Genomic DNA, 13,819 nt, shown 5'->3' with positions numbered 1-13,819 from the left:
GCGCATGCGAGACGCGCCTGTCGCCATGGTCATCGCCGATGTGGCGTCAATGGACGTATCGGGCGGAGCGAGCGGAGACTTGTTGACGACTGCTTCGACGTTTGGTGTTGACGAGACTGATATCGCCGCCGTAATGGGCCAGCACGCGACGGTCCATGACCGCGCGCCAGATCGGCGGGATGATGGCCAACAGGATCATGGTTGCGTAGCCGGCAGGTAGTTGTGGCGCCTGATCAGAGCTGCGCAGGGTCTGGTAGCGGCGGCCCGGATTCGCGTGGTGGTCGCTGTGACGTTGTAGATGGAACAGGAATACGTTCGTGACCAGATGGTCACTATTCCAACTGTCACGCGGGGTGCAGCGCACGTAGTTGCCATTGCGTCCGCGCTGGCGGAGCAGTCCGTAATGCTCGACGTAGTTCACCGTCTCGAGCAGCCACGCGCCGATCAGCGCCTGCAGTGCCAGAAACGGGATCACCACCGGCCCGAAGACGAGGATGAACGTGCCGAACAGCGCGGCACTCATCGACCAGGCCTGCAGCAGATGATTGTCCGGGCTGAACCAGCGTTTTCCCTTACGGGATAGGCGTTCACGCTCCAAAACGAGGGCCGACCGGAAGCCGCCGAACATACTGCGGGGCAGGAACTCCCATAGGGATTCGCCGAATCGGGCACTGGCCGGATCTTCCGGCGTCGCGACGCGCACATGATGGCCACGGTTGTGCTCGACGAAGAAGTGCCCATATCCCGATTGCGCCAGTGCGATTTTCGCGAGCCAACGCTCGTGATGCTCGACTCGATGGCCGAGTTCGTGGGCGGCATTGATGCCGATGCCAGACGCGAACCCGAGCGTCACGGCCAAACCCAGCTTGTCGGATACGCTCAGTGCGGATCTCGACCAGAGATATCCCGCGATCAACAGGCCGATGAACTGTAGCGGCAGGAAAAGGTATGTGCACCAACGGTAGTAGCGATCGTTGGACAAGGCCTCGTAGTCCTCGTCGCGCGGATTGCTCCCGTCACTTCCTATCACACAGTCCAGCAGCGGGATCACCACGAGCACAATGATCGGACCGATCCACCAGAACATTTCCAGGCCCGTACGGGCCACCAGTTGCGAAGGCGATACCGCGCTGATCGGAGCGATCAACCCCAGTATCCACAGATACCGCTTGGGGTCGCGTCTTTCTGTACTCTTGAAGATCGACATAGCCTCAGACCTCCAGCAGAACAACGCCGACAGGGGGTGCGGCCGCTGAAATCCGTTGCGGCGAAACTGTCGCTTCAGAATAGCTGGGCCCGCGCCGACTGCCAGCAATCTGCCGAAATCAACCTTCTGACCTAACGAATTTCCGCAGCCGATGGGGGTACATCGTCCGCCACAGCCGGGAGATCGAACGCGGTACTCGAATCAGCGTGCCCGGCGGCACGTTTCGGCCTGGCATCGGTTTGCCGCCGGGCATTGCGCACCGAAAGTCACGGTGCTAAGGCAACGCCGCGCAATTGGATGGGGCGGGCATGCCCGCGAGCCGATCGGTCAACCACTGCTGCGATGCCACCAGTGACGGGAAGAAGGCAACCACGTGGGTGCCCACGAGTCCGGATGCGGGGGGAATTTCGGCGTTCGCTTCCAACTGAACCGGTACTCCGCCACCACACCAACTGGCAGCCACTTCGTGCACCGGCGCGAATGGCGCTCCCTGGTCGTTGATGGCCGAGGCGGCAAGTACCGGAACGGCCGGGGCGCGGGTACCGATACGCTGCTCGGCGAATGCCGACCGCAACGCCGGGGACCGATCGATGACGGCGGTGAGCGGTTCTCCGCTGGTGGTCCATTCGGACGTGTGCCCATGCTCCTGGGCAAGTCCTACCGGCACCGCGCATTTGCCAAGCGATTCCTGCAGAATCGCCTTGCCGAGGTCGTTGAGTTCGGCGTCGATTTCGGGACGAGTTTCCGGGTAGTCAGCGGCAATACCATTGAGTATCCAGGCGATTGCCGGTGCGAAATCGGCGCGGCCGTCGTTGAATCCGATGAAGTATTCATCGTCCACCACCGGCCCACCGACATAGGCGCCGCGTACATTCAGGTCGGGCGCGTAGCTCGATTGCAGTTCGGCCGCACCGGCAGAGGCCATACCGCCCTGCGAATACCCGTAGAGGATGACCGGCGAGCCGGGGTTGAGACCGGTGCCCGGCAACTGCAGGGCGGCGCGCGCGGAGTCCAACACCGCGTAGGCTTGCGCCTTCCGGTTGAGATAGTCGTGCACGTCGGGTGTGCCGAGGCCGTGATAGTCGGTCACCACGACCGCCACACCGCGGTTGAGCAGCGAACGAATTGCCACCAGGTCGTATTCGAAGATTATGTCCAACGGAGGCTGGAGCTGGACGATCTGCGACATCAGCTTCGAGGGCGCGCATTGATCGCCCTGCCCCTTGGTACCACCCGCGTACGCGATCAGCGGTCGCTCGCCCGGGCCGGTCCACGGGATGGTCGGCTGCAGATATGTGCCGACCACCGCCGTAGGCGCATCGTGGGTATCGCGGCTGACGTACATCATGCGGGTCGCCACCGCGGGCATCAATCCCGGCTGTCCGGGCGCCGACATAGCCATCTGTGCCGGTTCGGCACGAACGATGGTGCCCGGCCCGTCCGGTAGCGCCGGCGGCGGAAGGTAGAAATCACCGTCCTCCGCGACCGTTTGCTGCCCCGGCGGTTGCGTCGATGCGTGTGGTGGGTCGACCGCCCCGCCGCCCACCACTACGAGGGTTCCCGTCAAAGCTGCGGCCAATCCAATAATTCGGCTGCGCACGATTTCCAATCCTTCCTGCGATTTGGGTACCCATGCCATCTAGAATGGATAGAGAGGGTATCTCCGGAAGTATTGTTTTTCCGTGAATCCCGACGAAAAACGCCTATACGCGACGGCCTCGAACCCCGCCGACACCGAGGCCCATTTCGGCGTCGGTTCAAGACTTCCCGATTACCAGCGTCGATCGAGGCCGATATTTTTCGAGTATGCGGTCGCGGCAATTGCGCGGCCGGCCCAATCGACAGTGGCCCACCCCGACGAATCGGGATGGGCCACTGTAGCGTTCGCGGATATTACGCGGTTTCGGTGATCGGGCGGTCGACCCAGCTCATCAGGCCACGCAGCTTGGCGCCGGTAACCTCGATCGGGTGCTCGGCGTTGGCCTTGCGCAGCGCCTCGAGCTCCTTGTTGCCACCCTCGACATTCGCGACGAGGCGCTTGACGAAGCTGCCGTCCTGGATGTCGCGCAGGATTTCCTGCATGCGCTTCTTGGTGTCGGCGTCGACGACCCGCGGACCCGACAGGTAGCCACCGAACTCGGCGGTGTCGGAAACCGAGTAGTTCATGCGGGCGATGCCACCCTCGTACATCAGGTCGACGATGAGCTTGAGCTCGTGCAGCACCTCGAAGTAGGCCATCTCCGGCGCGTAGCCCGCCTCGACCATGACCTCGAAACCGATTTTGACCAGCTCTTCGGTACCACCGCAGAGCACGGCCTGCTCACCGAACAGGTCGGTCTCGGTCTCTTCCTTGAAGGTGGTCTTGATGACGCCGGCGCGGGTGCCGCCGATGCCCTTGGCGTAGGACAGCGCCAGTGCCTGGCCCTCACCCTTCGGGTCCTGCTCGATCGCGATCAGCGCCGGCACGCCCTTGCCGTCGACGAACTGGCGACGCACCAGGTGACCCGGCCCCTTCGGCGCGACCATGCCGATGGTCACATCGGCCGGAGGCTTGATCAAGCCGAAGTGGATGTTGAGACCGTGACCGAAGAACAGCGCGTCGCCATCCTTCAGGTTGGGCTCGATGTCGTTGGTGAAGATCGCCGCCTGAGCGGTGTCGGGGGCCAGCAGCATGATCACGTCGGCCCAGGCGGAAACCTCCGCCGGGGTGCCGACGGTCAGACCGGCCTCTTCGGCCTTCGGCCGCGACTTCGAACCCTCGGCGAGGCCGACGCGCACCTCGACGCCGGAGTCGCGCAGGCTCAGCGAGTGCGCGTGGCCCTGGCTGCCGTAGCCGATGACAGCGACCTTGCGGCCCTGGATGATCGACAGGTCGGCGTCGTCGTCGTAGAACATCTCGACTGCCATTGGTTCCTTCCCGGATCATCCCCGCCTGAGGCGGGGAGCACCCTGCTCACGCAGAGCTTGAGTTTGATTTATTCGGATCAATTCGGATCCCCCGCCTGCACGGGGAGCGCAGGACACCGACAGTCGATCGCAGCCAAGACTAGCTCGTCGCTGTAATCGACAGATCAGGCCCTAACGACCAGCCCGTTCGGGCTGGTCCAATGACACAGCGCCGCCATAGCGGCGAGCGTCAGCGAGCCGCTGTTATGGACTTCGGCCCACGGCCCACGGCAACTACGCCGGACTGCACGATCTCGCGGATGCCGTACGGCTCGAGCATCCGCAACAGCGCGTCGAGCTTGGACCGGGTTCCGGTCGCCTCGACGGTGAGCGCGTCCGGCGATACGTCGATCACCTTCGCACGGAAGAGCGTAACCGCCTCGATGACCTGAGTCCGCACGCTGGCGTCGGCACGCACCTTCACCAGGATCAGTTCGCGGGCGACCGAGGTGTCGGCGTCCTGCTCCACGATCTTGATGACATTGATCAGCTTGTTGAGCTGTTTGGTGACCTGCTCGAGCGGCAGGTCCTCGACGGTGACGACGATGGTCATGCGCGAGATCTCCGGGATCTCGGTGCCGCCGACCGCCAGCGACTCGATATTGAAGCCGCGGCGGGAGAACAGCGCCGCGACCCGTGCCAGCACGCCCGGCTTGTCCTCGACAAGCACGCTGAGGGTGTGCGTCGTACTCATGCGTCGGTCCCCTTGTTCTTCTCGTGCGACATCGCCTCATGGATAACGGCGGGCTCGGAAGCCTGCTCGTCCTCATCGAACAGCGGGCGGATGCCGCGCGCGGCCATGATCTCGTCGTTGCTCGTGCCCGCGGCGACCATCGGCCACACCTGGGCGTCCTTGCCGACGATGAAGTCGATCACCACGGGACGGTCGTTGATGGACTGTGCCTCGCGGATCGCGGCCTCCACGTCCTGCTCGCGCTCGACCCGGATGCCATGGCAGCCGAGGGCTTCGGCGAGTTTGACGAAATCGGGGATGCGCAGTGTGTGCGTGCCCAGATCGGTGTTCGAGTAGCGTTCCTCGTAGAACAGGGTCTGCCACTGACGGACCATGCCGAGGTTGCCGTTGTTGATCAACGCGACCTTGATCGGCACGCCCTCGACGGCACAGGTGGCCAACTCCTGGTTGGTCATCTGGAAGCAGCCGTCGCCGTCGACCGCCCACACCTCTTTGTCCGGCGCGCCCATCTTGGCGCCCATGGCGGCCGGAACGGCGTAGCCCATGGTGCCGAGACCACCGGAATTCAGCCAGGTGCGCGGCTTTTCGTACTTGATGAACTGGGCGGCCCACATCTGGTGCTGGCCGACGCCCGCACAGTAGATGGCATCTGGTCCGGCCAGGCGGCCCAGCGCCTCGATGACGAATTCCGGCGACAGCGAGCCGTCGCTAGGCGTCGTCCAGCCGAGCGGGTAGCTCTTGCGGATGCCGTCGAGATACTGCCACCAGTCGGTGAGATCCAGCTTCGGCGCGCCGGAGGGATCGGCCTTCAGCGTTTCGATGAGTTCGCCGATCACCTCACGGCAGTCACCGACGATCGGGACGTCCGCGTGCCGGTTCTTGCCGATCTCGGCCGGGTCGATATCGGCGTGGATCACCTTGGCGTCGGGCGCGAAGGAATCCAGCTGACCGGTGACCCGGTCGTCGAAACGCGCGCCGAGGGTGATCAGCAGATCGGACTTCTGCAGCGCCGCGACAGCGCCGACGGTGCCGTGCATACCGGGCATACCCATATTCAGCTGGTGGCTGTCCGGGAATGCACCGCGTGCCATCAGGGTGGTGACCACCGGGATGCCGGTCAGCTCGGCAAGTTCCAGTAGCCGCGGCGCGGCATCGGCCTTGATCACACCGCCGCCGACATAGAGCACCGGCTGCTTGGCCTCCAAGATCATTCGCGCGGCCTCGCGCACCTGCTTACCGTGCGGTTTGGTCACCGGACGGTAGCCGGGCAGCCGCATCTCCGGCGGCCAGTTGAAAGTGGTCTGCGCCTGCAGCACATCCTTCGGAATATCGACGAGCACCGCGCCTGGACGGCCGGACGAAGCCAGATAGAAGGCCTCCGCGATGATGCGCGGGATGTCGATGCCCTCGGTGATCAGGAAGTTGTGCTTGGTGACCGGCATGGTGATGCCGGAGATATCGGCTTCCTGGAAGGCGTCGGTGCCGATCAGTCCGCGCCCGACCTGGCCGGTGATCGCGACGATCGGGACCGAGTCCATCTGCGCGTCGGCGATCGGAGTGACCAGGTTGGTCGCACCGGGACCCGAGGTGGCCATACAGACGCCGACCTTGCCGGTGGCCTGGGCATAACCGGTGGCCGCGTGGCCCGCGCCCTGCTCATGCCGGACGAGGACGTGACGAACCTTGGTGGAATCGAAGAGCGGGTCGTAGACCGGGAGAATCGCGCCGCCGGGAATGCCGAATACCGTATCGACGCCGAGCTCCTCGAGGGAGCGGACGACGGACTGCGCGCCGGTGACCCGCTCGGGCGGGACCTGGCGGCGGTTCGCCGCGGTCGCCGGACCGCCAGTGGGCGCGGCCTGCTGATTCGCCGAAGGCGCCGACCTGCGGGCCGAGGGCCCGGGCCGTGCGGTTGGTGCACTCACCGTCTTCGTTCCTCACTGTTCGTTCTAGACCCCGGACAACTGTGCTTGCACGTGGTGCTTTGCGAAGCGGCCACATGCCAGGACTTTGTCCCGAACACAAAAAAGCCCCCGACAGCGCATGGCTGTTCGAGGGTGGCGCGTCGCAACGCGAGCTGACGTATTCGACTCAGGTAGTCAGGCTCAACGCTGGACGCGCCGACCGATTACGAGCAACTCGTTTCGATTCACGCGCATGACGGTATGTGCGCGCGAGTCGATCAGTCAAACAGGTCTCATTATGTGAGACCGAGCGGGTGCTCGAGTCCGTTCACCATGATGCGAGGATGGTGGTGTGTCATCACCGCATCAGTCCGTGCCACCGGCTAAATCGTCCCACACGCCTGCGGCGGGATCGGAGACGGGTAGTTCACCGGAACCGACCGAGCCGAAGCAGACGGTGCAGGTCATCCGCATCACGCAGATGGCCCACCTCGGTGTGGTCGTGCTGCTGCTCGGTGCCTTCATCGCCTTCGCCGGCTGGCCGATCGGGCTGTGGTGGCTACTGCTGCTCCCGGTCGTGGCAGCGGTGTGGATCGAGCGCACCCGCACCACGGTGTCCGAGGACGGACTGGACTTGCGCACGGTTTTCGGTTCGCGCCATCTCGACTGGGCACAGGTCGCCGGTGTCAGCATTCCCAAGCGCGGGTTCGTGCGCGCGCATCTCACCGACGACACCGAGGTGAAGCTGCCCGCGGTGAGCTACGACCGGTTGCGTGAGCTGATCCGCGCGTCGAACGGCCGGATTCCGGATCTGTTCGCAGCCGAGGCGGCGGCGCGGGAGGCCGAGACGAACAAGGCCGCGGCGTCTGGCGCCGACGCCCAAGCATCTGCCGTCGAGAGCGAGGCGGGCGACTCCGAGACCCACGCGCCGAACTCCGCGGCCAAGGCGCGCGAGTCCGAAACCGACGCCCCCAATTCCGGGGCTGAGGCGCCCGACGCCGATTCTTAGCGGTTCACCGGCGACGAGAATGGTGACCGCCGCCCGGTAGGCTCGCTGCCGGACGCACGATCTGGTGACCGCGTCGGACGGACAATCCTCGCCCGCACGCACCGGACCAGTGATACCCGACGGTGCCGGAACGACACAACCGATGACACCGTCCGCGCCGACGACCAACTGCGCGGCGACACATCCCGAACCACAGACCGATGGCGATCAGCACGTCGACCACCGCGAAAGACCCGCCCACGCGCGGGAGTAACGTGGGCGGTCGTTGATTTCGCTCGATGAGCGGACTCCGCGCAGTCGCACATCAGCCCCCGCGACCTCCTGAGGATCCACATGCCACCGCTTCGTTCACGCACAACCACCATCGGCCGCAATGCCGCGGGCGCGCGCGCGCTCTGGCGCGCCACCGGTATGACCGACACCGACTTCGGTAAGCCGATCGTGGCCATCGCGAACTCCTACACGCAGTTCGTACCCGGCCACGTGCATTTGAAGAATGTCGGCGAGATCGTCGCGGACGCGGTGCGCGCCGCAGGTGGCGTACCGCGCGAATTCCACACCATCGCCGTCGATGACGGCATCGCGATGGGCCACGGCGGCATGCTCTACTCGCTGCCCTCGCGCGAAATCATCGCCGATTCGGTCGAATACATGGTCAACGCGCACACCGCCGACGCACTGGTGTGCATCTCCAACTGCGACAAGATCACCCCCGGCATGCTCAATGCCGCCATGCGCCTGAACATTCCGGCCGTGTTCGTCTCCGGCGGGCCGATGGAGGCCGGTAAGGCCGTGGTCGTGGGCGGTGTCGCACAGGCGCCGACCGATCTGATCACCGCGATCGCGGCCAGCGCCAATATGAACGTCAGCGAGGACGGCCTGTCCGAGGTCGAGCGCAGCGCCTGTCCGACCTGCGGCTCCTGCTCGGGCATGTTCACCGCGAATTCGATGAACTGCCTCACCGAGGCACTCGGACTCGCCCTGCCCGGCAATGGATCCACGCTGGCCACCCATAACGCCCGCCGCGCGCTGTTCGAGAAGGCGGGCACGGTGATCGTCGACATCGCCAATCGCTGGTACCGCGAGGACGATGCCTCGGTACTGCCGCGGAATGTGGCCGATGCCAAGGCCTTCCGCAATGCGATGGCGCTGGACGTCGCGATGGGCGGTTCCACCAATACGGTGCTGCACACCCTGGCCGCCGCGCAGGAGGGTGAGATCGACTTCGATCTGCAGACCATCGAGGAGACCAGCCGTCGAGTGCCGACGCTGTCCAAGGTCTCGCCCAACTCCGACTACCACATGGAGGATGTGCACCGGGCCGGTGGCATTCCGGCCATCCTCGGCGAGTTGCGCCGGGCCGGACTGCTGGAAACCGATGTCACCACCGTGCACACCAAGAGCTTCGACGAATGGCTCGATACCTGGGATATCCGCTCCGGCAAGGCATCCGAGGAAGCGATCGAACTGTTCCACGCCGCACCGGGTGGGGTGCGCACCACCGAGCCGTTCTCCACCAGCAACCGGTGGTCGTCGCTGGATACCGATGCTGCGGGCGGCTGCATTCGCGATCTCGAGCACGCCTACACCAAGGAGGGCGGGCTGGTCGTGCTGCGTGGCAATATCGCGCCCGACGGTGCGGTGCTCAAGACCGCCGGTATCGACGAGGAACTGTTCACCTTCCAGGGTCCGGCCGTGGTCGTGGAATCCCAGGAAGAGGCCGTTTCGGCGATCCTCGGCAAGAAGATCGAGCCGGGCGATGTCATCGTGGTCCGCTACGAGGGTCCCGCGGGCGGGCCGGGTATGCAGGAAATGTTGCACCCCACCGCCTTCCTGAAGGGTGCGGGCCTCGGCAAGGAGTGCGCGCTGATCACCGACGGTCGCTTCTCCGGTGGTACTTCCGGTCTGTCGATCGGCCACATGTCGCCCGAGGCCGCCAGTGGCGGGGCCATCGGCCTGATCGAAAACGGCGACCAGATCCGCATCGACGTCACCACCCGCACCCTCGAGGTGCTCGTCGACGAGGCCGTACTGGCCGAGCGCCGCGCGAAAATGGAAGCGTCCGAACGGCCTTGGCAGCCGGTCGACCGCGTGCGTCCGGTGACCACCGCGCTGCGCGCCTATGCCGCCCTGGCGACCTCCGCCGACAAGGGCGCAGTCCGGCGCGTGCCGTAATACCCCGACACACTGGAACGGCGTCCCGCATCGATTGATGTGGGACGTCGTTCTTGGTTCAGCAACAGCCGATTTCGCGAGGACACGGGTAATTCACCGGGCACGCCCAGAACTCGACCAAGCACCTGCCGCGACCTGAACGCAGGTCTCACGACACCCGACTCGTATGGCCTGAATATTCGGGGAGGCGGATTAGCCGATGCCGGTCAGTGGGTTGCCGCCGTGCAGCCAGTACCAGGTGCCGATGGCGGCGGCTACGGCCAAGATGAGGACCATGAAGGAACCGTAGGCGGGGCGGGTGGCCCAGCCGCGGTTGCGGTCGAAGGACAGGCGGCCTGGGCCGGTCAGCAGCAGGACGACGGTGGTGCCCGCGAGAATGGACTCCAGTTCCACGCCGCTGGTCACCGAAGACTTGTATTGGAAGCCGGGAATCATGCCCTGCTTCCACAGCCACGCGTCGATGATCACCGCGAGCACCGCACCCGCGGCGAGCGGAGTGGCCAACCCGAGCACCAGCAGACCACCGCCACCGACCTCACCGGCGATGACCAGGATGGTCGAGAGGGTCGCGTGATCCCAGCCACCCGAGGCCATCATGTCGCGGGTGCCATCCAGCCCCGGTCCGTGGAACCAGCCGGTGAGCTTCTGCAGACCGTGGTAGATGAAGGTAGCGCCGACGACGAGGCGCAGCAAGAACAGTCCGAGATCGAGGGTGCCGCGGCGGTTGTCGCCATTGCGGCGGCGCAGAGGGCGGCTCGGCTCACCACCGGAGGGGTTCGGGACGGGCGGAATGCTGGCGTAGGAGTAAGAGTAGGACGCGGCTTCGTTCGCCCTGGTCTGCTCGCCGACCGAGGGGAGCTCCGGATCGAGGCCGAGTTCCTCCTCGGTGCGCGGCACATCCTTGACCGAATGGGGGCCGATCGGTGCGGTATCGGAAGTCAACCGGGGCAACACGCCGGTGGGTGAATCGTAGGGACTGGTCACGCCACGACCGGTGGACGACACCGTCGACTGCTCATCCGTTGGCGCTGCCGCGCCCGCGGTTTTGGGCGCGGACGTGTCTTTCGGCTCTTCGGTCACGGTCGATACCCTATGCGCCCGCGCGTCGGCGCGCGCGGTCTCGAGGCGACGGCGTGTCCGTATATCGACCCGGAGCAGCACATCGGTCGCGGTTTCCGTAACGTCTGAACCATGAGTTTGGTTGTCGCGGGGCGTATCGCCCTGAGCTTGGCGCTCGGCACCGTTCTGCTGGTCGGCTGCGCTCGGTTCGACGATTCCGCCTCCAGCCCGTTCACACCCGAACCGACCTTCAACCCTGCCGAACCGAAATCGCCGCAGCAGAACCCTTCGCAGCGTCCGCGACCGACCGGTCCATGCATCGATCCGGATCCGAATGTGATCACGACCTGCCTGGATTCCACCGCCGGCATCATCTCGCTCGGCGAGGACGCGCTGGTCGCCGAGCGGCGCACCGGACGCATCTACAAGACTGTCGCGGTGGATCCGAGCGATCCGCAGTCGCCGCCGATACTGGTGGGTCAGGTGGATGTGGACGGCTCCGGCGACGGCGGCATCTCCGATATCGCCCTATCGCCGAGCTACAGTGAGGACGGACTCATCTACGCCTATATCACCACCGGATCCGATAACCGGGTGGTGCGGATCGCGGAAAACGGCGCGCCGAAACCCATTCTGACCGGGATTCCGAAGGGGTCCGTCGGCAATCACGGTGCGCTGGAATTCATCTCGCCGACCGAGCTGCTGGTGTTGACCGGGGACGCGGGCAATCCCGGTTTGGCCAGTGCGCCGTCATCGCTGGCGGGCAAGGTGCTGCGGATCAATTCACCGGCGCCGGGAGCCAATGCGGAGGTCGTGGTTTCGGGCCTGGGCACGGCGGGCGATCTGTGCGACGACGGTAAGGACAGCGTCTGGATCACCGACCGCACCCCGACCGAGGATCGTCTGCAGCGTCTGGGTCGGGACGGGACCGTCACCACCGCGTGGACCTGGCCCGATCGCCCCGGCGTCGGCGGTTGTGCGGCGGGACCCGACGTGGTGGCGATCGCGATGTCCGGGGCGAAGGCGCTGGCAATCGCGACCCCGGATGCGAACACCCATGCGATCACCGCGGCGCCGACATTCACCGTGCAGGACAAGTACGGCAGGCTCGGCGGTGCGGCGGCCGGTGCGGACGGCACCATCTGGGCGACCACCGTCAACAATGACGATAATCATGGCCCCTTCGACGATCGGGTGATCAAGATCCCGCCACCATCAAAGGGCACCGGACCGGACTAGCGAACGCACTGGACCGGTCCCCGGGACCGGTCCAGTTTCGTTGGTGGCAGCCGAAACTCAGGCGCAGGCCGCGAGCACTAGCTCACGCACACGGGCCGCGTCGGCTTGGCCACGCGTCGCCTTCATGACGTCACCGACGATCTTGCCGGCGGCCTGGACCTTGCCCGAGCGAATCTTGTCGGCGATATCAGGATTGGCCGCCAATGCCTTCTGCACCTCCCCCTGCAGCGCGGTCTCATCGCTGACCATGCCGAGGCCCTTGGTCTCGACGATCTTCGCCGGATCGCCCGCACCCGCCAGCACGAAGTCGACGACCTGCTTGGCGACCTTGTTGTTCACCGTCTTCGACTCCACGAGCTTGATCACCTCCGCCACCTGCGTGGGCGTGATCGGCAGTTCCTCCAGGGAAACCTCACGCTCCTTGGCCTTCTCGGTGAGGTAGGCAACCCACCACGAGCGGGCCTCGTTGACTGGCGCACCCGCATCAACGGTCGCGATGATCAGATCCAGTGCACCGGCGTTCACCAGGTCGCGCATTACCTCGTCGGATAGGCCCCACTCGGACTGGATGCGCGCACGGCGCAGCCACGGGTATTCCGGAATCGTGCCGCGCAGCTGCTCCACCCAATCCTCGGCAGGCGCAACGGGTTCCAGGTCCGGCTCGGGGAAGTAGCGGTAATCCTCGGCGGTCTCCTTGCGGCGACCGGGCGAGGTGGTGCCGTCGCCCTCGTGGAAGTGCCTGGTCTCTTGCACGATCGAACCGCCGTCGGCAAGAATGGCGGCTTGGCGGCGCATTTCGAAGCGGACCGCGACCTCGACGCTCTTGAGCGAGTTGACGTTCTTGGTCTCGGTGCGGGTCCCGAATTCCGTTGCGCCGATGGGCATCAGCGAAACGTTGGCATCGCAGCGCAGCGAGCCCTGCTCCATTTTGACGTCGGAGACCTGCAGCGACTTCAGGACCTCGCGCAGCGCGGTCACGTAGGCGCGCGCCACCTCCGGCGCCCGCTCCCCGGCACCGGTGATCGGCTTGGTGACGATCTCGATGAGCGGCACGCCGGCCCGGTTGTAGTCCAGCAGCGAGTGGCTCGCGCCGTGGATGCGGCCGGTGGAGCCACCGATGTGGGTGGATTTGCCGGTGTCCTCTTCCATATGCGCGCGCTCGATCTCGACGCGGAAGGTGCTGCCATCGTCCAGCACCACGTCGAGGTGGCCGTTGGTGGCGATCGGCTCGTCGTACTGGCTGATCTGATAGTTCTTCGGCTGGTCCGGGTAGAAGTAGTTCTTGCGCGCGAACCGGCCCCACGGGGTGATCGCGCAATTCAGGGCCAGCCCGATCCGGATCGCCGACGCCACGGCCTGCTCGTTCACCACCGGAAGCGAGCCCGGCAGACCGAGGCACACCGGGCACACCTGGGTATTCGGCTCCGCGCCGAACTCGGTCGGGCATCCGCAGAACATCTTGGTGGCCGTGTTCAGCTCGACGTGAACCTCCATACCGAGCACCGGCTCGAACCGGTCGATGACATCGGCATAGTCCATCAAGTCGACGGTGGGTGCACTCATAACGCTCAGTCTATTGACCCGCC

The 13,819-nt window shown here is 65.3% G+C and carries 10 protein-coding genes; 3 read left to right on the top strand and 7 right to left on the bottom strand.

Going from position 1 to position 13,819, the window contains the following annotated elements:
* Positions 1–46: 46 nt before the first annotated feature.
* From ACW2Q0_RS12830 to ACW2Q0_RS12810, 5 genes are all read right to left on the bottom strand, one after another.
* Positions 47–1,207 (bottom strand): alkane 1-monooxygenase, encoded by a 1,161-nt coding sequence (locus ACW2Q0_RS12830; protein ID WP_457189588.1) that lies wholly within the window; start codon positions 1,205–1,207, stop codon positions 47–49.
* Between the two features lie 274 nt (positions 1,208–1,481).
* Positions 1,482–2,807: a lipase family protein gene (locus ACW2Q0_RS12825; RefSeq protein ID WP_457189586.1), complete on the bottom strand. Its 1,326-nt coding sequence runs from the start codon at positions 2,805–2,807 to the stop codon at positions 1,482–1,484.
* Between the two features lie 293 nt (positions 2,808–3,100).
* On the bottom strand, positions 3,101–4,114 hold the full coding sequence (gene ilvC / locus ACW2Q0_RS12820) for a ketol-acid reductoisomerase (RefSeq protein ID WP_457189584.1): 1,014 nt from the start codon (positions 4,112–4,114) through the stop codon (positions 3,101–3,103).
* 229 nt (positions 4,115–4,343) lie between these two features.
* Positions 4,344–4,847: an acetolactate synthase small subunit gene (gene ilvN / locus ACW2Q0_RS12815; RefSeq protein ID WP_457189582.1), complete on the bottom strand. Its 504-nt coding sequence runs from the start codon at positions 4,845–4,847 to the stop codon at positions 4,344–4,346.
* Positions 4,844–6,772 carry an acetolactate synthase large subunit gene (locus ACW2Q0_RS12810; RefSeq protein WP_457189580.1) on the bottom strand — a complete coding sequence of 643 codons (1,929 nt, stop codon included), beginning with the start codon at positions 6,770–6,772 and terminating at the stop codon, positions 4,844–4,846. Before ACW2Q0_RS12810 ends, ilvN begins: the two co-directional genes overlap by 4 nt.
* Before the next feature lie 331 nt (positions 6,773–7,103).
* Between ACW2Q0_RS12810 and ACW2Q0_RS12805 the strand changes: the two genes are divergently transcribed.
* Together ACW2Q0_RS12805 and ilvD are read left to right on the top strand one after the other, a co-directional pair.
* Positions 7,104–7,760 carry a PH domain-containing protein gene (locus tag ACW2Q0_RS12805; RefSeq protein ID WP_457189578.1) on the top strand — a complete coding sequence of 219 codons (657 nt, stop codon included), beginning with the start codon at positions 7,104–7,106 and terminating at the stop codon, positions 7,758–7,760.
* Between the two features lie 333 nt (positions 7,761–8,093).
* Positions 8,094–9,935, top strand: coding sequence for a dihydroxy-acid dehydratase (gene ilvD, locus ACW2Q0_RS12800; protein ID WP_457189576.1), 1,842 nt, complete (start codon positions 8,094–8,096; stop codon positions 9,933–9,935).
* 192 nt (positions 9,936–10,127) lie between these two features.
* On the opposite strand, the gene ACW2Q0_RS12795 is transcribed toward ilvD, so the two are convergent.
* Positions 10,128–11,015: a DoxX family protein gene (locus tag ACW2Q0_RS12795; RefSeq protein WP_457189574.1), complete on the bottom strand. Its 888-nt coding sequence runs from the start codon at positions 11,013–11,015 to the stop codon at positions 10,128–10,130.
* Between the two features lie 111 nt (positions 11,016–11,126).
* Here ACW2Q0_RS12795 and ACW2Q0_RS12790 point away from each other — a divergent pair, with 111 nt between their 5' ends.
* The gene (locus ACW2Q0_RS12790; protein WP_457189572.1) at positions 11,127–12,233 is read left to right on the top strand and encodes a PQQ-dependent sugar dehydrogenase; all 1,107 of its coding nucleotides are present in this window, start codon (positions 11,127–11,129) and stop codon (positions 12,231–12,233) included.
* 57 nt (positions 12,234–12,290) lie between these two features.
* Here ACW2Q0_RS12790 and gatB read toward each other — a convergent pair whose 3' ends face one another.
* On the bottom strand, positions 12,291–13,796 hold the full coding sequence (gene gatB / locus ACW2Q0_RS12785) for an Asp-tRNA(Asn)/Glu-tRNA(Gln) amidotransferase subunit GatB (protein WP_457189570.1): 1,506 nt from the start codon (positions 13,794–13,796) through the stop codon (positions 12,291–12,293).
* Between the last annotated feature and the right edge of the window lie 23 nt (positions 13,797–13,819).

This window comes from Nocardia citri, assembly GCF_054065835.1.
Note: the sequence above shows the minus strand (reverse complement) of the source record. Positions and strands in the feature narration are given on the sequence as shown.

Excerpts from the sequence above, each read along its gene's own strand:
- ACW2Q0_RS12830 (WP_457189588.1), bottom strand. The coding sequence starts at position 1,207 with ATGTCGATCTTCAAGAGTACAGAAAGACGCGACCCCAAGCGGTATCTG.
- ilvC (WP_457189584.1), bottom strand. The coding sequence starts at position 4,114 with ATGGCAGTCGAGATGTTCTACGACGACGACGCCGACCTGTCGATCATC.
- ilvN (WP_457189582.1), bottom strand. The coding sequence starts at position 4,847 with ATGAGTACGACGCACACCCTCAGCGTGCTTGTCGAGGACAAGCCGGGC.
- ilvD (WP_457189576.1), top strand. The coding sequence starts at position 8,094 with ATGCCACCGCTTCGTTCACGCACAACCACCATCGGCCGCAATGCCGCG.
- ACW2Q0_RS12790 (WP_457189572.1), top strand. The coding sequence starts at position 11,127 with ATGAGTTTGGTTGTCGCGGGGCGTATCGCCCTGAGCTTGGCGCTCGGC.
- gatB (WP_457189570.1), bottom strand. The coding sequence starts at position 13,796 with ATGAGTGCACCCACCGTCGACTTGATGGACTATGCCGATGTCATCGAC.